The following is an 18,432-nucleotide window of genomic DNA, read 5'->3' as shown; positions in this document are numbered from 1 at the left end:
GTTCTTCGACGCTGACGAAATTCGGGGAGCATACGTGCTTGCCAAGAAAGCTCGCCCGAAGACACCGGTCACACTCAATCAGATGATTCGGCTGGTTGCTTCCCTGGGTGGGTTCCTTGGGCGAAAGAGCGATGGCGAGCCCGGCGCTAAGACGATTTGGATCGGCATGCAGAGAACCATGGACGCCGCCCTCACCATTCAAGCACTGCGGGAAGAGTCATGACTTCCGTATAAGGAAATGCCTTTACGGCAGGAGGCAAACAGTTTTCTATGACTTTGAATCATGATAGCGTCGGTACTATCCGTCGCGCGAACCTGTTGCTGAGGTTGCTGGCAACTGCAGGCAGGCGCGGCCTGGCACTGACGGAGTTATCGTCGCGAAGTGCCCTCCCGCATCCGACAGCCCACCGCTTGCTTAAGCAGTTGCACGGAGAAGGCCTCATAGTTCAGAACGACGAGACACGCCGATATCTGCTGGGGCCGGTAGCTTACGAATTGGGATTGGCCGCGGCTGAGATCTTTGACCTGCGACACGTCTCTCGGCCGGCTTTAGAAGCGGTGAGCGCCGAGACCGAGGACACCTGCTATTTTGTGATGCGTAGCGGACTTGATGCCGTGTGCATAGATAGGATCGAGGGAACATTTGCGGTCCGCACGATCACATTGGAAGTTGGAAGCCGCAGGCCACTTGGGGTGGGCGCAGGCGGACTGGCCATCCTCGCGGCTTGCGACCATGACGAACGTGAACGGATATTGCATGTGACGGCTTCACGCTTGCCGGAATTCGGCAACCTCGACGTCGCGCAGCAAAGGGAGGCAATTGCTCGCACGCGTAAAGCGGGTTACTCACTCGTCAAGAACCGCGTTACACTAGGCGTGACGGCGCTAGGTATGCCGTTGCACGACTCCATGCGCCGCCCTATCGGCGCCATCAGCGTTGGGGCGATCGACCCACGCATGCGCGAGCAACGACGTAGGCAGATCGCCAACCTATTGAGGGAACAGGTGCTCAAGATCGAGAAGGGAATTCGAGAATTGAATTCTTTCGTCTTTGAGCGCTAGCGCTCTATCCGGTTACTTTAATTTGACGTGTGCAGGGGTGCTTCGGCTCGGAATATGCGCTCGAAACGGAAGCACCCCACCAGACGGCACGCCTTCAGTTGCACCGCTCGCTATTTGTTGCGGTGATACCCAGTGGCACTGCCGAACAGCTTTGCTCGCTGTGACCAATCATGAGTCTGGTCCCAAAGGTTCAGTACGTCCATTGCTTCCTTTTCAAATTGGGCATCCTGTTCCGGCGTTGATATATGTGCACTTAGTTCGAGACGGTGTCCAGAAGGGTCAAAGAAGTAGATGGACAGCAAAAAGTCGTCATGGTTAGTCGGGCCAATCACATCAATTCCCTTTACTTCCAAATCCGCTTTTGCCTTCATTAGCGTGTCTTTGTCGGCGACACGGAACGCGAAGTGCTGTACCCAGTCTGGTGTTTCCGGATCGCGCCCGGAAGGTTGCCCCTCATCTCTTGGCAATTCGAAGAAGGCTATGCAGCTACCATCCTCCATTTGGAAGAAGATATGAATATGCGGACTGTATTTCCCGGTTGAGGGAACGTGATTTTCGCCAATTGCATGGATGAATTTCAGGCCCAGGACATTCGTGTAGAAATCAACCGTTTCACGTGCGTCTTTGCAGCGAAACGCGGCGTGATGCAAGCTTTTGCAAAGCATGTTGTTATCCATTTATGTATGTACGAAAGAAGCGGAGTAAACAGGTGGAACTTCCACTGGCTTCTAACGCGCGCCGGCGACGCTCGTGACGAACTTTTGGTCAATGCAGCCAAAGACAGAATTCCCGTTGCGGTCAACGTGTTCAATCTTAATATGGTCACCGAACCGGAAGAACGGCGTGGTTGGCCTGCCGCCCTTCAACGTCTCTAGGGCGCGGACTTCGCCGATGCAGGCGCAGCCCACCGACTCGTCTTCGTTCGAGACGGTACCCAGTCCCACGATAGTGCCGGGCTCGAAGTTGCGGGTTTGGGCAACATGCGCTATCAGGTCGCCGTAATGGAAGGGGGTATCGATACCTGTCTCGATTTTTCCGACCGACTCGCCGCGCACCCAGCATTGCATTGTGCCGGATACCAAGCGACCGTTCCACAGATCACCAAGCTCATCAGGAGTGACGGCAATCGGCCCCATGCTGGACGCCGGCTTGCCGGTCAGAAAGCCGAAAGTGCGCTTCAGCTCTGGCGGGATTAGGCTGCGCAACGATATATCGTTTAGCAGTACGAACAGGCGTATATACTTTGTTGCGTCCTCTGGAGACACTCCCATTGGTACATCGCCGGTTACTGCGGCAATTTCTGCTTCGAAATCGATGCCAAGTTCTTCATTTGGAAGCCGAACATCTTCGTTCCAGCTCATAAAGCCGTGGGAAATGCCTTGATAGACCAACGGTTTTTGCAACAAGTCCTTCGGCAATGCTTCTCCACGAGCGGCACGGTTGCGCTGGATGTGGCTAACGTAAGCTGCGCCATCTAGGTACTGGTAGGAGCGCGGAAGCGGCGCGGCGAGTGTGTTCAGGTCGAGCGCAAACGCTCCTTGCGCGTCACCTTGATTAAGCATGCGATGCATATGCTCAAGTGCCGGATACGCCGCGTCCCAGTTGTCCAGCGCATCTTGCATCGTAGGCGCCGTTTGGCCCGCCTTTATCGCAATGCGCAGATCTTTGCTTACCACGATTAGTTCGCCGTCCCTGCCGGACCGCAATGAAGCCAGCTTCATGGTCTCTCACTTTCTTTATTTAACAACCCGATGCGCGAATGCGCAGCAGGAAAAATGGTAGATAAATAGCTGAACCGTGCCGCGATAATGTTCGATATTCGGACACAGTTTTCGACGAACTACGGTCTCGTCACTCTTGCCATTGAGGCGAAAAGAATGCCGCGGGCACCAGAATCTTCGACTCCTGGCTTCGGAGCAGCGGCAGCATCTTCACGACATACGACTTCCAATCTGGATCGTCCATCAGAACCGTGCGTCGTTCCTCGCGCTCGTTCATGTCTCGGTATCCCCACATATGAATTACCTGGTTGAGTGCGCCGGTTTCCGTGCGGTAATAGCCGACCATACGTCCTAGGATGCGCTTCTGAATCTGCAGTCCATCGGCCTCGTATAGTGCGAGATAATCTCGCCACTTGCCGGGGTGCGTTGTATAGGTTCTCATCTCGACCAACATGGCCTGTTCCTCAGGTAGTTTGTGCTGAGCCGGCCTCGGTACGGTGGTCCAACAGCCGGCAAAGGCAATAGCAACCGTGCCTGCCATCCTCGTAATGACGAAGAGGATAGGAACCGCAAATATAGGAAAGTGCACGGGAGTTGGGCGTGCTGTTTCCGATTACCGGACAACAGTTGCAGTGCCCGAGTGTCGAGTCTTACTGGAGACCGTCTCCGCAATGAACAGGTGCCGGAAGCTCCTACTGCTCGATTGTTGCCTTAGGACCGCTCAACAAGAAAATGACCAAAGTTCGACGTCAACGCCAGAGGCTCTACCTCTCGCCTGTGATGGACCTGTACGATGGCAAGATCATTGCTTACCAAACCGAGCCCTGGCCAGTGTTCGGCCAGGTGGCAAGCTTGTGAACAAGCTTCCGCTCTAACTAAAAGGCCTGAGCCCGCTGCAGTACCGGACTCAGGCCTTGGCTGTCTAGCCTTTAACCCAACTTCTTGGGGAAATTCATAAGAGGGGCTTTTGCATTTCGGTGGGTTTATCGTTCCGTCGGAATTAAACGCAAATCTGTCGTTGACGACCGAGACCTTCGATCTCGGCCTCAATAACGTCTCCCGCTTGCAGGTAGCGGTTGTAGTGAGTGCCGTTACCAGCGGGCGAGCCGGTGCAGATGATGTCGCCCGGCAGCAGGCGTGAATAGCGGGAGATGTATTCGATCTGCCGCACGATGTCGAACAGCATATCAGCCGTGGACTCATCCTGCATGATCTGACCCGAAACGGACAGGCGCATCTTCAAGCGATGCGGGTCGGGCACGAATGCCTTCGGCACGAGATAAGGCCCGAGTGGGAGGAAACCGGGCTGTCCCTTCGAGCGCAGCCAATCGGTGCCGAGCATTTTGTAGTCGGTGCGTGGTATCAGGTCGCGCGCCGAGATGTCGTTGACGATGCAGTAGCCTGCTATGTAGTCCAGCGCCAGTTCGCGCGGAATCTGGTAGCCGCTCCGGCCGATGACGACGGCTAGTTCCAGCTCCCAGTCGGGTTGGGTGGTTGTGTTCGGCAGTACCAGCGGGTCATAGGCGCCGGACACCGTGGAAACCGGCTTGGTGAAAGCATAGGGTTCGCCCGTGGCGGCGCGTTCGTCCATCATGTTCTCGGCCCAGCGGCGCAGGCCGGCTTCGTCCAGTCCCGGCGGGCCGACCTTGGCGTCGACCGTCATGTCGACCACATGCTTGCGGTAGTTGGCGCCGGTGCAGAATATCTGCCGGGGCAGATCGACGACGGGGTGTACACGCAGCGTGTCCAGCGCGTGCCAATGTTCTGCCTTGCCATCGACCGCCATGGCCAGTCGGTCCAGCGCGGCGCGGCTGGCGTCCCAGGTGTCCAGCAAGGCTAGTACCGATCCGGCGCCGGCTAGCTCCGGCGCGTCGTACAACCTGACCAGTTCCGCCAGATCGACCACGCGATCGTTCATGACCAAGCCCACGAACTTCGGGCCATTCTGCGAATGCGAGAACGTACCCAATGCATACGGTTTCATTGATTTTTTCCCAAGAAAGTGTCGACCAGTGAAGCATCGACGATGTTTGCGTAAGTGGCTTCGCCGCCGGGTAGGCCCAGCAGGCGGCGGTGCTCGGTCAGCAGCACAATGCCTTCGGGGGTCGGCCGTAGTGAATCCAGTTCTTGTATCTGCTGCCGCGCCTGCTCAAGCTCGCGCAGCCATTCGCCGATGCGCTCGCGCGCCGGGCTCGCCAGGCGCATGACAATGCCTTGCCCGGGAAATGTCGGGTAGGATTGCTGCACGCTGGCGATCTGCATCAAACCAGCGTGGGTTGCTTGCCCCGCGAAGGGCTGGCCCAGCAGCGTCGCATCGCCACGGCCGGTCAGCAGTGCCTCATATCGTTCGGTCACGCCGCCAGCGGGAGTAAAACGGCAGGTGCTTTCATTGATGCCCGCTTCGCGCAACATTGCCCGCAGCGCGATGACAAAGCCATTGTCAACGGAGTCGACCAGCAGGTTGGCACCGGCCAGGTCGGCCATGTTCTTGCGACCGGGCGCGGCGATCAGCGCCAAGGGGGTAGTCCGCTCGACCTGCGCGACCACGCGAAAATCCTTAGGACCAAGGCGATGGTTCCAGCCGATGACGTTGTCCATCGCCGTCACGACAGCATCGGCTTCGCCCTTGACCAATGCCTCGAACTGCGCGTCGGAAGAGGGGTTGCGGCGTGCCTGGATAGGGGTTGCCCGCGGAGCTTGTGCTGCCAGTACAGCCAAGGGCGGCGGGACGAACCACATCACGTTTAGGGAACTCGACATGGTTTGAGCCAGTTAGTGCGACGCGCCGCGTGCCGGTTTCAGTAGGAAATGCGCCAGCGCGGGCAGTAGGATCAGGGCGCCCAGCATGTTCCAGAGGAACATGAAGGCCAGCAGAAGACCCATGTCAGCTTGGAACTTAATCGGGCTGGCGACCCACGTGACGACGCCGATGGCCAGCGTCACGCCGGTGAGCATCACAACCTTGCCGGTGAAGAGGAGGGCGCGGTAATAGCTCTCCGACAGGCTCTTGCCCTTTCGCAGTTCGGCCAGCGTTACCGACAGGATATAGAGCGCGTAGTCGATGCCGATGCCAACACCCAGCGCAATCACGGGTAACGTGGCCACCTTCACGCCCATTCCAAGAGCCACCATCAGCGCCTCGGCCAGCACGGAAGTTAGCATCAGAGGCAGTACCGCCACCACCACCGCGCGCCACGAGCGGAAAGTGATGAAGGACAGCACCACCACAGCACCGTACACAAGGTACAGCATCTTGCGCCAAGCCTCCTTGACAGCGATGTTGGTTGCCGCCTCGATGCCGGCGGTACCGGCTGCCAGCAGAAACTGGACGTCCTGGGTGTTGTTTTCCCTCGCGAACGCTTCCACATGTTCAACCACGCGAGTCAGCGTGTCCGCCTTGTGGTCGCGCAGGAAGACATACAACGTGAGGAGGCCGCAGCTATCGTTGTAGAGACCGCGCGGCGCGCCCGCCGTGACGGTGTTGAGCATGTCCTGGTTGGACAGGAGCTCATACCACTTTGGGCTACCTTCGGTTAGGCCGACTAGCATGCGGCGGTTCAGGCGTGCGAGTGAATTAGTGTCTTCCACGCCGTCGATCTTGCGTAGTTGCCATTCCAGCGCGTCGATCTTGTTGAGTGTGTCGTACTGGGAGCACGCACCTTCTGGCGTTTTGACCATGACCGCGAGCACATCACTGGAGGCGCCGTAGCTCAAATTCATGAACCCAACGTCGCGGTTGTAGCGGCTGTCGGCGCGTAGCTCTGGTGCACCCGGGTCGAGGTCGCCGATCTTGAGTTGAGTGCTGATGGCATAACCGGCAATGCCCATAGCCATCGCCGTGATCACGGCCACGGAAGCCCATTTGCGCTGAGTGAATCGGTCCAGGAAGGCCCACAGCGGGTGCTTGTCCTTGCCGGCGGCGTCCGCAGCTTCGGCGCGCAGGCTGCGTACGGCGGCCGTCGGGCTGACGCCAGTGTAGGACAGCATAATGGGCAGCAGGATCAGGTTCGTGAAGATCAGCACGGCCACGCCAAGCGAGGCAGCAATGGCCAGTTCGCGGATGACTTGGATGTCGATGACCAGCAGCACGGCGAAGCCCACCGCGTCGGCCAGCAGAGCTGTCAGGCCGGCCAGGAAAAGGCGGCGGAAGGTGAAGCGTGCCGCCACCAGCTTGTCCATGCCGCGCCCCACGTCCTGCATGATGCCGTTCATCTTTTGCGCACCGTGGCTCATGCCGATGGCGAACACGAGGAAGGGCACGAGGATGGAATAGGGGTCAAGCGTGTACCCAAGCGTCGGCAGCAGGCCGAGCTGCCACACCACGGCGACTAGCGATGCCGAGACCACAAGTAGGGTGGAGCGGATGCAGCGCGTGTACCAGAAGACCATCGCGGCCGCGATGGCCACCGCCAGCGCGAAGAACATCAGCACTGCGCGCACGCCATCGATGAGATCGCCCACCAGCTTAGCGAAGCCGGTGATGTGGACCCTCAGGCCCTTCTGCTCATATTTGTCGTGCAGCGCTTCGAGCTTGTCGGAGAAGTCGGCGTAACTCAGCGTGCGCCCATCGGGGGTATTGGCAAGTAGCGGCACGTAGATGACGGTGGAGCGCGCGTCCAGCGACACGATCTGGCCAATCTCGCCGGAGCGCGCGATATTGGCCGCGAGCGTCACCAGGCTCTGTGGCGATTCGTTGTAGCCGTCGGGTATCACCGGGCCGCCTTCCAGGCCGTCCTCGGTCACGCCGACCCAGCGGGTCGAAGATGTCCATAACGATTTCATCTTCATCCGGTCGACCCCAGGCAGCAGGAAGATTTCGTCAGAAAGGCCACGCAGTGCACGCAGGTAATTCGCGTCATAGATGGTACCTTTCGGGTTCTCGACGGCGATGCGTACCGAGTTGCCTAGGCCAGAGAGCTGATTTTGGTAGCGCAGGTAGTTCTGGATATAGCCGTGGTGGGTTGGGATGGTCTTTTCGAAGCTGGCATTCAGGTGAAGTTTCGTGGCCTGCCAACCCAGCAGGGCGGTGAGGATCGCGCACAGTAGCACCACAATCAGACGGTGGTTGAACAGCGCGCGCTCTATGAGCGAGCCAGAGCGCGGATCGAAGGCGTCGACTGTTTTCATGTCAATCGCGAGAACAGAGTTCATTTCTGGCCTCCATTAGGGACGGACACAATGCCCTGGATGCTGAGTGCGAGCAGCGAACCGTTGCGTTTCGGGAAAATGCCGGTCAAGGATGGCAACGGGGTGCCATTTAGCGGAACGAGAGCGCCTTTGATTTCACTGAGCACCATGCCCGCCTGGTTCACCAGGACCAGTGAGCCGTCAGTGCGCGAGGCCGAGCCCGTGATGGACGCGGTATCTTGTGCCGTGATTTGCTTCCAGTTCACGCCGGCATCCAGCGAGCGCAGCATATTGCCGCGTAGCCCGGCCACCACGATCTCGTTGTCAGAGGGAAGCTCGGCGGTGAAGAAGCTACCGTTGTAAGGGGGCTTGACCGCGGCGAAGGTCTGTCCGCCGTCTTGTGAAAGCCGCACTAATCCCTGTTCTCCGCACACGAGAATGCGTTCGCCATGGCGGCGTATCGCATACAGGTGTAGACCACGAGGGTTGTCCAGGCGATCCGCCCAGGAGGTCCATCTCTGTCCGCCGTCCGTGGTGGAGTACGCCATGCCATAGGCGCCGATGACGATCGCGCGCCGCGCGTCGAGTACTAGCAGGTCGAGCAGGGGTTTGTCAGGGCCCTCGGCCACCAAACGCTCGGCGTCGCGCAGGGCCGTCGCGTTGCCGCTGGCCTGGGCTGCCGCAAGGGAGATCTGCGCGGCTTGGCGGCCATCGAGCACGCGTGTCCAGGTTTCGCCGCCGTCGGCAGTGGCAAGCACGGTGCCGCTGTGACCGACCGCATAGCCATGTTTATCGTCGGCGAAGCGCACAGCAGTCAGCGTCACGCTGACCGGCACCGGCACTTGGTGCCATTTGGCTGCATCGTCGTCCGACACCACCACGATGCCGCGCTCGCCCACCGCGACCAGACGCTTGCCCGCCTGAGCGATGCCGAGTAGTACCGATTGCGCTGCTCGCTGAGAGATGATGGCGGGGCGATCCAGTGCCTGGCTGACAGGCGCAGACCAAGCAACCCCCACGCCGCATGTGCCGATGCATGCGACTAGTAGCGCTCGCGTGCGCCACCAGGCGAGGTTAGTGAACATGGGATTGTCTCCTTTTATGTTGCTTCTTAGGAACTTGCAGAGCAAAACGATACGAGCCGTATTATAATATCGATGCACCATGCACGCGTCAAACACTTGGGTCTTTCCTTAGGCGTGCATGGAGATGAGTAGTGAGACGGTTTGGCGAATTTCAGCCGTCACTATGGAGAAAGCATTGACTTCGAGCACCACCGTTCCCACGACAACCCCAGCCCGGAACAAGCGTTCGCCAGGACGCACGCGTAGCGAGGCCGCGCGTGTAGCGATCCTAAACGCCACCCTGAGCTTGCTCGAAACGCAGTCCCTGCAACAGATCACCATCGAGGCCATCGCGAAGGAGGCCGGGGTAGGCAAGGCGACCATCTATCGTTGGTGGCCCTCCAAAGCGGCCGTGGTGATTGACGCCTTTGTGCAGAACCACAACTTGCAGACTCCCATGCCGAAAGGGGGGAGTTGTCGCGAAGCCATTACCGTGCATCTCCATCGCATGGTGCAGCAGTATGGCGGGCGGGGCGGCCGGTTGGTCGCCCAGATACTGGCTGAAGGGCAGTCGGAGCCGGAGGTTCTTCGCGAGTTCCGAGAGCGCTTCTTTTACGGTCGTCGGGCCATGGTCCGCGAAGTCATCGAGGAAGGGCGTCGCAACGGCGAATTTCGTACGGACATGGAGTCTGAGTTTCTGATGGACATGGTGTATTCGCCGGTATATTTCCGGCTCATGATGGGGCACCTGCCGCTGAACCAGAAGTTCGCCGATGAACTTGCCGAAAGTGCGATGGCCGTTTTGTGCGCGCCAGTGCAGGCGATCCGCTGACTTTTCCTCTGCAGTGAGGAGTTTTCCATGCGGAAGCATTGATAGTCGCCGCGCTGGCGATTGCGGCGGGGCCGACTTGGGTTGGCGTTGAACAGGTCGCCAAGGGCGCTGACGCCTAGGTGCCGACTTCCGTTGACGTACCCCTTTCTGTCTGTTAGTCTTTATAAAACGATACGAGCAGTTTTGAAAATATGGAGCACGGCCAGTAGATGGTTTGCTAAGCCTTGGCCACGCCTCCGATTTCATGTGATGTAACAACTCGGTTCCTTGCTCAACTTATTTCAACCACCAGGGAGACATGAATGAAGTTCGGCCGCATTTCCCGAGAAAGTCCTGATGGCGCTATCGCCCGCTTGGTCGTCGTCGAACCTGAGAAAGGGCGCGTCATCGATCTGGCTCGTGCTGGCGCGTTGTATGCGATGGGCAAGCGCCACGCCACGCAGGCCGCCGCCATGCGCCTGGCCCAGGCACAGTTCCCAGGTAGCATGGCGCAGGCTCTGGGTGCGAGCGACATCCTTGTCGACGCTGCCACTGAAGCGATTCAAGGCAGCTATGGCGATGATGCCTCGCTTGATATCAATAACGTTACGTGGCTGCCGGCTTCCGATCCCCCGGTGCTGCGCGACGGCCTGACCTTTGTTGGCCACATTAAGGGCTGGCACGAGCGCATGCAGCGTGAAGTGCCGGAAAGCATGCTGTTGATTCCCGGCTTTACCAAGAACTCGCCGAGTACTGCCATTGGCCACAACTCGGTGGTGCCGTGGCCGGGCTATATCAAGAGCAAGATGGATTATGAATTGGAGCTGGGCTATGTGATTGGCCGCGAAGGGGGCAGTGTGAGACCCGAAGACGCGATGAAATACGTCTTCGGCATCACGCTGTACAACGACTTCAGCGGCCGCGATTTGCAGCACAACGAATTGCCGATCGGCATGGGCAGCACCAAGAGCAAGGACTTCGCGCACGCAATCGGCCCTTGGATCACGACGTTGGACGAGTTCAAGGATCTGGATTCCATCCCGATGGAAGTGCGCGTCAATGGCGAAACCTGGGGTAAGGGCAACAGCGGAGGCAAGCTTTGGACTGTGGCCGAGCTGGTCGCCTATGTCTCGCTGGGCGAGAAGATCCTGCCGGGCGACGTGATTGGTTCGGGCACGATGGGCGGCGGTTCTGCGCTTGAGCTGGGTCGCGAGCTGAAGCCGGGCGATGTGGTCGAGCTGGAGGCCAGTGGCGTCGGCGTGCTACGCACCACCATGGGCCAGCCGATCGACGGGTTGTGGTGGCCCGAACGGCGCAAGCCCTTCATGTGATGAGCGACAACCCGACACGGGCGCATGTTGCGGCGGCGGTGGCCGCCGGCCGCCGCGACGTTCCCCTGGACACCAATCCCGCCTCGGCCAGCTTGGGCGCGGTGTTGTGCGAAGGCACACCAGGAGAACTGCGCTTGCGCTTCGTTGCGCCCGCCGAGAGCACACAGGGTAACGGCGTAGTCAGCGGCGGTACGCTGGCCAGCATGCTGGATCTGGCTATGGCAATGACCGTGCTGTCAGTGCTGCCACCGGGGCGCACCTGCGCCACAATCAATCTGTCCGTCAACATGATGGCGGCGGCGAAGGCCGGACCGCTAGTGGCCACCGCTACGGTCGAGCGAGTGGGACGCACCGCGGGCTTTGCCCGAGCCTCGTTGTTCGACGCCAGCGGTGAACGCCTGCTGGCTAGCGGGACTTCGGCTTTGTCGGTGTTTGACGAGCGTCCGGCTCCATCAGACGCATGACGCTGTCACAGTGCGCCTCGGCGAACTCTTGGCTCAAGGGGGAATGCCCCGAAAGCAGATGGAAGTAGATGGGCGCGAAGAGCAGATCCAGCTGGGACTCGGCCGGAATGTCGTCGCGGAACTCGCCTAGCCGGCGAGCTTCGTTGACGAGTTCCAAGGCCATGGCGTGCCGGCCATACCAAAAGCGTTCGCGGAATTCGCGCAACACATCAGGGTCACTCTGACCTTCGGCGATGATCTGTGCCACGATGCGCCCTTCCCGCCCCGAGTACTCCTTAATCAGCAATCGCAAAATATGAGCCAAGGCCTCCCGAGGCTTCATGCCCTTAGGCGCCGTGACGCGGCTGACATGGTTGATCAGGAAGGCTTCGATTACCACGGCCGCCTTGGAGGGCCACCAACGATAGATGGTTGCCTTGCCGACACCGGCCTCGCGTGCAATGGCCTCAATCGAGATCTGCTGCAGTGATTGTGCGTCCAGCAGTTTCAGCGTGGCGTTCAGAATTGCCAAGCGTGAGGCGGTGCTACGTGTGCGCCCCGGGGAGCGTAGTGCCGCTTTTGTCACAGGTCCTCGTTAGTTGATGAAGATGCCCGCCATTTTACAGGCTGCAAGGGGATATTCCACGGGATGTACGTACCTCGCCACAACGCGGCCCGCCAGATGCTCGGCGATGGCATGCACGTCCAGATGGGATGCGCCGTCCGGCAGGACTGACGTGCTTGGTTATTTGTGAAACGGAACGTATAGTATCAAAAACGAAGAACCAAAAAAGAAACCATCCAAAAAAGGAGACAAGCATGAACAGACCCGTGGACAGCGTGAAAGGCTGGACTTCCCTTGTATTGTGCCACTGCTCGGGGTTGATCGACCTCGTCGCCATGCCGGTGTGGATCGGTATCGTACTGATTGGCATGTACGGATTGGACCCGCAAAATGCCGGCGCCCTAGTTTCGTGCTTCCTGGGTGCGGCGGTTCTCACCAGCGCGGTCGTTTCACCGCGCGTCAACCGCATACGCGGGGTAGTGGCGGTACCACTAGGCTACGGCACGGCAGCCGCGGCCTTCATCGCCATGGCTACGACCCGCGACTACAACGCGATGATCGCGCTGCATATCGTTGGTGGTCTGGGTGTCGGCGTAGGGCTTTCGATGGCGCACGCCGCCATGGGAGCCAGTTCCAATCCGCACCGTTTGATCGCCGTGGCTTTCCTGGCCTTGACCCTTGTGTCACTCGGCTTCCTGGGTGGCGTGTCCAAACTGGTGGTGGCATACGGCGGCCCGGTACTGTTCCTATCGTTGGGTTGCATCATGCTCGTGGCGGCGTTGTTCGCGCTCATCGGCTTCCCATCTCGCCGCTCTAGCGTCTCGATTCCGGATGCGCCGGTTCATCCCGGCAAGCTGCCGAGGGTGGTCTGGCTCGCTATGATTGGCACTAGCTTCGCGCTGTTGAACCATTCGATGATGTTCGGCTTCGTTGAGCGCGTAGGCGACGCGCACGGCTTCAGCCGCGAGCAGCTCATGAACACGATGCTGATGATCGGCCTGGTTAACCTTTCCCCCGGCGTCCTTGCCGCGTATTTCGAGAAAAGAATCTCGCCCAGAGTCGTCATCGTGTTTGGGCCGTTGCTGCATGCGATGTTGTGCCTGATGTTGACCCAGACGACAACCTATGCCGTTTATACGCTGGGCTCCTGCCTCTTCCCGGTGGTAATGACCTTCACGCACACCTTCATCTTCGCGTACCTGGCTCGCCTGGACCCCTCGGGGCGTGCGGTCGCCGCTACGCCTGTGATGCTGATGACCGGCTCGGCTATCGGCCCCTTCCTTGGGGGCACGGTTGCACAGAGCTTCGGCTATGCAAGCCTAGGCTGGATGGTCGTCGCGCTGGCGGCAGTCAGCGTGAGCTTCTTCCTGGCTGCAGTGCGCGGAGAGTCCCGCGGAATCCACGGCCTGGCGAAGGCCGCATGACACTAAAACCGGAATGATCGTAAGCCCCGTCGCATCGGCCGATGAATGTACAGGGGGTGCACCGGCGGTCGGGCCCCGCTGCTCAAGCGGGACAACAAGCAGGAGGCGGAGATTTTCAATCGGAACGAGCAGCGCGACGGGCGGCAAATTCCTTTGGTGAGACCACACGCAATCTGCGCTTTGGGGGAGCAGGAAGCGGAGTCGGCTTTGCCAGTCCGCTGTCCAAGAGCGCTAAGTACTGAACCACTTGCTCTTCGGTAATGCCGGCGCCTTGCGCGCCTTCAGAAAGCCTCGTAGTCATCGGCCCGTTCCGCTCAATAGCACTGATCAGTCCTTGGGTAGTCATGTTCCCCGCTGGAAGTTGCAAGGGGAGTCGTGAAAGAAAAATCAACGAGAGAGATGAAGGAATAGGGGGCGCACCAGATTGGATTGCATCACCGTGTCTCCTCCCTCCGCATTGCCTGCGGAGCTTTCGCGCCCGGCCCTTCTGATGTCGGGGTCAGGCGTTTCTTTTGGGGAATCTCCCATGAACGACAACCAGATCGAGGCCGAGATCCAGGCCAAGGGCTTGAGGCTCTCCCAAGAGTTCGTGCCAAGTAAGATTGGAGAACGACGGCATGATGTTCACTGATGGAGAGCAGGAGGTCATGCCGTGAAGGATAGTACACCGAAGAGGAGATCGCGCATGCGCTGAAGCGGGCGGAACAGGGGACGCCGATGGCGGAAACGTGCCCAAGAAGGCCATCAGTGACGCGACGTTCGATAGCTGGCGCACGAAGTACGGTGGGCTAACAGCGTCGGAGGTCAAGCGGCGGCAGCAGCTAGGAAGAGAACGCCGAGCTCAAGCGACTGGAGGCCGATCTGCCGCTGGGCTTGCGCCGCGAGATGCTGGGTCGGCAGCGAGCCTATTTGCCGCGGGGGTCCATAACCTGGTGCCGTGCCGGAGGCAGAATCTCAAGCCAACTGAAACGCCTCGAAAGTATTAGGAGACGCTGCCGGACGAGGCGGCGCCCCCATACGCTAAAACTTGTGCCGGAGCCCTATGGCTGTAGTAAATCCACTCCCTCTATCGCTCAGCTTGTCGTAAAGCGAGGTAGCATAGGCGTCGGTTCGTCTAGAGAACGCGTATAGATATCCGATGCCAGCGTCACGGCGACGTATGTCTGGCTGATTGGCGGCCCGTATGCTGGTCTGCACCACGGAAAGCATGAATTTTCCAGAGAGCATTGGAATCGTGGCGCCGAGTTGCACAGTATCTGTGCTCAGGCTTACACCACTGGTTCTTGTGCCGTCATACTGCAGGAACAGCTTTGCAACGCTAATGTCGTATGCTACGCCGGCGGCAAGAACACTTTGAGCCCAGCTTGCCTTCGTGATCGCAGGGCCCGTACGTGTCCGCTGAAAGGCGACAGAAGCAGTAAGTGGCCCTTTATCGAGATACAGCATCGCAACCGCGTTGTTCGATGCGTTGGAATCAGATGCTTCTCCCAACGCATAGACAAATCGACCGGACAAGCCGCCGAAGTCTGGAGTGTAGTACCCCATTGCGTTGCTCCAGGACGTGTCAGGAATTTTGTGTGCTGAGGTCGGTTAAACGGATCTCAGCGTAGGGCGTTGGTGAAGCGGTCGCCAAAGAGGATGGCGAACTGGTTGGCCGCCTGCTTCCAAGTGATAGGCGGCATCTTCCAGTCTTTCTCGATATTGCGCAAGGCCAAGTAAAGCAGCTTGCTGGCTGCCTCATCACTGGGGAAGTGGCCCCGGTTCTTGACGATCTTGCGCAACTGCATGTGCATGCTCTCGATGGCGTTGGTCGTGTAGATGATCCTGCGGACTTCGGGCGGATAGACGAAGAACGGGATGACCTGCTCCCATTGCCGGCGCCACATGTCGGCCACCGTCGGGAATTTGCGGCCCCAATCGCTGGCGGCGAACGCCTGCAGCGCGCCGTCGGCAGCGTCGGCGGTGGCAGCCTGGTAAATCGGCTTGAGCGCGGCCGCCAGGCCCTTACGGTCCTTCCAGCTCGCCAGGTTGAGCGAGTTGCGGATCAGGTGGACGATACAGGTCTGGATCTGCGCGTCCGGGTAGACGGCCTCGATCGCTTCGGGGAAGCCACGCAGGCCGTCGACGACGGCGACCAGGATGTCTTCCAGGCCGCGGTTCTTCAGCTCGTTGAAGACCTTGAGCCAGAACTTGGCACCCTCGGTTTGCTCGATCCACAGCCCCAGCACTTCCTTGCGCCCGTCGGCGCGAATGCCCAGCGCCAGGTAGACGGCCTTGTTCCTGACGGTGCCTTCGTCGCGGATCTTCAGGCGCAGCGCGTCGAAGTAGACGATTGGGTACATCGCCTCCAGCGGGCGCTGCTGCCATTGCTCGACCTCGGCCAGCACCTCGTCGGTGATGGTGGAGATCAGGTCGGGCGAGACCTGCAGGCCGTACAGTTCCTGCAGGTGGCCCTGGATCTCGCGCACGCTCATGCCGCGCGCATACATGCTGATCACGTGGTCGTCGAAGCCGAGCAGCCGGCGCTGGTACTTGGCCACCAGCTGCGGCTCGAAGGTGGCCTGCCGGTCGCGTGGAATGTCCAGTTCCAGCTCGCCGTTGGGCGTGAGGACAGTCTTTTGGCTGGTGCCATTGCGGTGATTGCCGCTGCGGCCTTCCTTTGCTTCTGTGGCCAGATGGTGCGTCAGTTCGGCGGCCAGCATGCGCTCGGCCAGTTGCTTCTTGAGCAGGCCAGCCAGGCCTGATTCGCCGAGAATCGACTCGGCGTCCTTGTTCTCGACCTGGGCCAGCAACTGGTCAATCAGCTCGTCGGAAACAAGCTTGGGTGCCTTCGGTTTCTTGGTCTTCTTGGTGGACATCGCTATGGTCATGGTCAGTTTTGCTTACAAGCATCTCATGACCTCTGGCACACATAAAATCTGACACGCTCTTGCTCCAGCCAGTATCCCCGGCTATGTATCGCCCGTACTGTGGATTCCATAGAACCGTAGTCAAGGGCGACAACTTTGTCGAACTCCCAAACGGATCAAACTGCCCTGTCAGCAGAAACGTAGGATTTGACAGTTTTCCTAAGCGGACCTCTCCAAATCGACCGGAAAGCCCGACATAGGCATTTCGCGAGAACATCGGATCATTCGCATAGCGCCCGCCTTGCCCCGTGTCACCGAGAAAGAAGCCTTCGATGCGAAACGTTGCGTTCAGACCCTTCCCCAGATCCTCTGTGCCTGTCATCCCCCAGAACGAGGTGGACAATCCTCCGCTCTGTAACCCAATGCTGGCGCGCTCCTCGCCACTTGCCTTCGTGGATCCCATATAGGAGTCAATAATTCCGTACAACTCGACCGCGTGTACGGCTACTGGCGCGCCAAGTAAGGGCGCAAGTACAGCTACAGTACCGTAAAGAAGCTTTTTTTTGGATTGAGACACTGCTTCCGTAAGTTCTATTCGTGGTCTGCTGTCAGTCAAACTTCAGTTTTGCTTGGGTAATGATCTTGCGATACAAGGCTGCATCCTCTCGAAGCTGTTGCGTCATGCGAGCCGGACTTCCGCCCGCCGGCACCAGCCCGAGTTCTTGATAGCGCTTGCGCAGTTCCGGATCCTGCAACGCGACATTCATTGCACGGTTGATCTTTTCGACGGTGGCCTGTGGCGTCTTCTGGGGAGCAAGGATGCCAACCCACCCATTGATATCAAGACCCTTTACACCTGCTTCCGCAATTGTCGGTACGTTAGACATACGCGGATCGCGTCTCGACGCTACCAGAGCCAACACTCTTACCTTCCCGGCGTCGATGAGCGGCTTGGCGGACGCGTCGAAGGTCATGTCGATTTGACCTGCGGCTACATCGTTCAGTGCATTCGCAGTCGAGCGATACGGGACATGAGTGATGTTCGTCCCAGTCAGCATCTTCAGGTACTCGCCAATGAAATGAGCACCGCTCCCGATTCCAGAACTGCCATAGGAAAGCTGTCCGGGATGTGCTCGAGCATAGCTCACCAACTCTTCGAGGTTCTTCGCCGGCAGCGATGTCCGTACGACAAGTGCCGCGCCCGAGAGCGTTGCTGCTACTCCGACTGGCGCGAAGGAGTTGACTGGATCGTATCGGACGGTGGAATCGGTAAGTGGCAACGTGCTGAAGCTCATGTTCGTGAACAGCACGGTATCGCCATCAGCCGGCGCACTCGCCACGGCCATCGTGCCAATTCGGCTGCCACCCCCAGGCTTATTGTCGATGATGATGGTCTCGTTCAACACCATCGACATGCGTTCCGCGAGTATCCGCGCCGCCTGGTCGCTGATGCCGCCGGCAGCATATGGGACAACCATCTTGATGAACCGCTTCTCTTGCGCATGCAGGTGAGGAGTCGTTAGCCCGATGAACGTAGCAAGCAATCCGAAGTGAAAGGCTCGAGCAATTCTTGAAGTGAGAATGGGCAATGGAATTTTTGCCAACATGAGCTCTCCAGTAGCACTGTTTCTACAAATCGGGGGAAGGAGTTGTAGCGGGAGGATTGCTGATTTCAAATGAAGGCGCTGATATAGCGACCTTCATCTATGCGCAAGGGCACGGCTTCCAGCACTTGTCCCTGACAGGGGCCTAGCACGCAGAGGCCGTCGTCAAGCCTGAAGCGCGCCCCGTGGCCATGGCAAATAATGTGCTCGGCTGCACCGTCCAGGTAAGCATGCTTGCGCCAGGGCATCGAAGCCCCAGGCCAGTGTGGACAGGAATTTCGATAGGCGCGCAGCAGACCGCCGCGTTGTACGATGAATAGGTCGTCGGTGCCCCGACCCAGTAGATCAAAACCACGCGCCCCCGTCTGGGGCAGCTCGCTCAGTTCGCAGAGTCTGCGCCAGACGGGAGCCTTGGGCGTAACCGCTTGCAT

The 18,432-nt window shown here is 59.1% G+C and carries 19 protein-coding genes and 1 pseudogene; 7 read left to right on the top strand and 13 right to left on the bottom strand.

All coding sequences use genetic code 11. The features are described 5' to 3' along the window. Nucleotides 1–223, top strand: a 223-nt coding sequence (locus DN412_RS32475; protein WP_279635276.1) for an IS4 family transposase, incomplete at its 5' end; no start/stop codon positions are given. Between the two features lie 47 nt (nt 224–270). Next, on the top strand, nt 271–1,062 hold the full coding sequence (locus DN412_RS32470; protein WP_115215323.1) for an IclR family transcriptional regulator: 792 nt from the start codon (nt 271–273) through the stop codon (nt 1,060–1,062). Nucleotides 1,063–1,172: 110 nt separating this feature from the next. On the opposite strand, the gene DN412_RS32465 is transcribed toward DN412_RS32470, so the two are convergent. The 7 genes from DN412_RS32465 to DN412_RS32435 all read right to left on the bottom strand — a co-directional run bounded on the left by DN412_RS32465 (nt 1,173) and on the right by DN412_RS32435 (nt 8,995). Further along, nucleotides 1,173–1,739: a VOC family protein gene (locus tag DN412_RS32465; RefSeq protein WP_244222869.1), complete on the bottom strand. Its 567-nt coding sequence runs from the start codon at nt 1,737–1,739 to the stop codon at nt 1,173–1,175. Nucleotides 1,740–1,790: 51 nt separating this feature from the next. After that, nucleotides 1,791–2,783 carry a fumarylacetoacetate hydrolase family protein gene (locus DN412_RS32460; protein WP_115215321.1) on the bottom strand — a complete coding sequence of 331 codons (993 nt, stop codon included), beginning with the start codon at nt 2,781–2,783 and terminating at the stop codon, nt 1,791–1,793. A 130-nt stretch (nt 2,784–2,913) separates the two neighbouring features. Beyond that, nucleotides 2,914–3,237: an NIPSNAP family protein gene (locus DN412_RS32455; RefSeq protein WP_115215320.1), complete on the bottom strand. Its 324-nt coding sequence runs from the start codon at nt 3,235–3,237 to the stop codon at nt 2,914–2,916. 546 nt (nt 3,238–3,783) lie between these two features. Further along, nucleotides 3,784–4,767, bottom strand: coding sequence for a fumarylacetoacetate hydrolase family protein (locus DN412_RS32450; protein ID WP_115215319.1), 984 nt, complete (start codon nt 4,765–4,767; stop codon nt 3,784–3,786). Then, the gene (locus DN412_RS32445; protein ID WP_244222870.1) at nt 4,764–5,522 is read right to left on the bottom strand and encodes an ABC transporter substrate-binding protein; all 759 of its coding nucleotides are present in this window, start codon (nt 5,520–5,522) and stop codon (nt 4,764–4,766) included. Before DN412_RS32445 ends, DN412_RS32450 begins: the two co-directional genes overlap by 4 nt. Nucleotides 5,523–5,555: 33 nt before the next feature. Then, on the bottom strand, nt 5,556–7,934 hold the full coding sequence (locus DN412_RS32440; protein ID WP_115215317.1) for an efflux RND transporter permease subunit: 2,379 nt from the start codon (nt 7,932–7,934) through the stop codon (nt 5,556–5,558). Next, a complete protein-coding gene (locus tag DN412_RS32435) occupies nt 7,931–8,995 on the bottom strand; it encodes a WD40/YVTN/BNR-like repeat-containing protein (protein ID WP_115215316.1) in 1,065 nt (354 codons plus the stop codon). The genes DN412_RS32440 and DN412_RS32435 overlap by 4 nt, the downstream gene beginning before the upstream one ends. 175 nt (nt 8,996–9,170) lie before the next feature. On the opposite strand from DN412_RS32435, the gene DN412_RS32430 reads away from it, so the two are divergent. The 3 genes from DN412_RS32430 (at nt 9,171) to DN412_RS32420 (ending at nt 11,580) form a co-directional block, all read left to right on the top strand. Continuing rightward, complete coding sequence (locus tag DN412_RS32430; RefSeq protein ID WP_244222868.1) at nt 9,171–9,806, top strand: TetR/AcrR family transcriptional regulator; 636 nt, start codon at nt 9,171–9,173, stop codon at nt 9,804–9,806. A 302-nt stretch (nt 9,807–10,108) separates the two neighbouring features. Further along, nucleotides 10,109–11,116: a fumarylacetoacetate hydrolase family protein gene (locus tag DN412_RS32425; RefSeq protein ID WP_115215315.1), complete on the top strand. Its 1,008-nt coding sequence runs from the start codon at nt 10,109–10,111 to the stop codon at nt 11,114–11,116. Beyond that, nucleotides 11,116–11,580 (top strand): PaaI family thioesterase, encoded by a 465-nt coding sequence (locus DN412_RS32420; RefSeq protein ID WP_115215314.1) that lies wholly within the window; start codon nt 11,116–11,118, stop codon nt 11,578–11,580. The genes DN412_RS32425 and DN412_RS32420 overlap by 1 nt, the downstream gene beginning before the upstream one ends. Here DN412_RS32420 and DN412_RS32415 read toward each other — a convergent pair. After that, nucleotides 11,522–12,091, bottom strand: coding sequence for a TetR/AcrR family transcriptional regulator (locus DN412_RS32415; RefSeq protein WP_244222867.1), 570 nt, complete (start codon nt 12,089–12,091; stop codon nt 11,522–11,524). The two genes, DN412_RS32420 and DN412_RS32415, sit on opposite strands and share 59 nt — an antisense overlap. Nucleotides 12,092–12,378: 287 nt before the next feature. Between DN412_RS32415 and DN412_RS32410 the strand changes: the two genes are divergently transcribed. Continuing rightward, nucleotides 12,379–13,548, top strand: a complete 1,170-nt coding sequence (locus DN412_RS32410) for an MFS transporter (protein ID WP_115215312.1) — start codon at nt 12,379–12,381, stop codon at nt 13,546–13,548. 678 nt (nt 13,549–14,226) lie between these two features. Continuing rightward, a pseudogene (locus DN412_RS44870) lies at nt 14,227–14,418 on the top strand (transposase); the annotation flags it as partial. A gap of 150 nt (nt 14,419–14,568) precedes the next feature. Here DN412_RS44870 and DN412_RS32405 read toward each other — a convergent pair. From DN412_RS32405 to DN412_RS32385, 5 genes are all read right to left on the bottom strand, one after another. Further along, on the bottom strand, nt 14,569–15,120 hold the full coding sequence (locus DN412_RS32405; RefSeq protein ID WP_279635277.1) for a porin: 552 nt from the start codon (nt 15,118–15,120) through the stop codon (nt 14,569–14,571). 29 nt (nt 15,121–15,149) lie between these two features. Next, nucleotides 15,150–16,418, bottom strand: coding sequence for an IS256 family transposase (locus DN412_RS32400; RefSeq protein WP_425267463.1), 1,269 nt, complete (start codon nt 16,416–16,418; stop codon nt 15,150–15,152). Continuing rightward, nucleotides 16,345–17,013, bottom strand: a complete 669-nt coding sequence (locus DN412_RS32395) for a porin (protein ID WP_115215309.1) — start codon at nt 17,011–17,013, stop codon at nt 16,345–16,347. The genes DN412_RS32400 and DN412_RS32395 overlap by 74 nt, the downstream gene beginning before the upstream one ends. Beyond that, on the bottom strand, nt 17,006–18,004 hold the full coding sequence (locus DN412_RS32390; RefSeq protein ID WP_115215308.1) for a Bug family tripartite tricarboxylate transporter substrate binding protein: 999 nt from the start codon (nt 18,002–18,004) through the stop codon (nt 17,006–17,008). Before DN412_RS32390 ends, DN412_RS32395 begins: the two co-directional genes overlap by 8 nt. Nucleotides 18,005–18,069: 65 nt before the next feature. Next, a complete protein-coding gene (locus tag DN412_RS32385; protein WP_115215307.1) occupies nt 18,070–18,432 on the bottom strand; it encodes a Rieske (2Fe-2S) protein in 363 nt (120 codons plus the stop codon).

The sequence above is a fragment of the Cupriavidus lacunae genome, assembly GCF_003353055.1.
In the GTDB taxonomy this organism is placed as follows: domain Bacteria; phylum Pseudomonadota; class Gammaproteobacteria; order Burkholderiales; family Burkholderiaceae; genus Cupriavidus; species Cupriavidus lacunae.
This window is presented reverse-complemented; position numbering and strand designations above follow the sequence as displayed.

Excerpts from the sequence above, each read along its gene's own strand:
- DN412_RS32470 (WP_115215323.1), top strand. The coding sequence starts at position 271 with ATGACTTTGAATCATGATAGCGTCGGTACTATCCGTCGCGCGAACCTG.
- DN412_RS32465 (WP_244222869.1), bottom strand. The coding sequence starts at position 1,739 with ATGGATAACAACATGCTTTGCAAAAGCTTGCATCACGCCGCGTTTCGC.
- DN412_RS32460 (WP_115215321.1), bottom strand. The coding sequence starts at position 2,783 with ATGAAGCTGGCTTCATTGCGGTCCGGCAGGGACGGCGAACTAATCGTG.
- DN412_RS32455 (WP_115215320.1), bottom strand. The coding sequence starts at position 3,237 with ATGTTGGTCGAGATGAGAACCTATACAACGCACCCCGGCAAGTGGCGA.
- DN412_RS32450 (WP_115215319.1), bottom strand. The coding sequence starts at position 4,767 with ATGAAACCGTATGCATTGGGTACGTTCTCGCATTCGCAGAATGGCCCG.
- DN412_RS32445 (WP_244222870.1), bottom strand. The coding sequence starts at position 5,522 with ATGTGGTTCGTCCCGCCGCCCTTGGCTGTACTGGCAGCACAAGCTCCG.
- DN412_RS32440 (WP_115215317.1), bottom strand. The coding sequence starts at position 7,934 with ATGAACTCTGTTCTCGCGATTGACATGAAAACAGTCGACGCCTTCGAT.
- DN412_RS32435 (WP_115215316.1), bottom strand. The coding sequence starts at position 8,995 with ATGTTCACTAACCTCGCCTGGTGGCGCACGCGAGCGCTACTAGTCGCA.
- DN412_RS32425 (WP_115215315.1), top strand. The coding sequence starts at position 10,109 with ATGAAGTTCGGCCGCATTTCCCGAGAAAGTCCTGATGGCGCTATCGCC.
- DN412_RS32420 (WP_115215314.1), top strand. The coding sequence starts at position 11,116 with ATGAGCGACAACCCGACACGGGCGCATGTTGCGGCGGCGGTGGCCGCC.
- DN412_RS32410 (WP_115215312.1), top strand. The coding sequence starts at position 12,379 with ATGAACAGACCCGTGGACAGCGTGAAAGGCTGGACTTCCCTTGTATTG.
- DN412_RS32400 (WP_425267463.1), bottom strand. The coding sequence starts at position 16,418 with ATGACCATAGCGATGTCCACCAAGAAGACCAAGAAACCGAAGGCACCC.
- DN412_RS32390 (WP_115215308.1), bottom strand. The coding sequence starts at position 18,004 with ATGTTGGCAAAAATTCCATTGCCCATTCTCACTTCAAGAATTGCTCGA.
- DN412_RS32385 (WP_115215307.1), bottom strand. The coding sequence starts at position 18,432 with ATGCAAGCGGTTACGCCCAAGGCTCCCGTCTGGCGCAGACTCTGCGAA.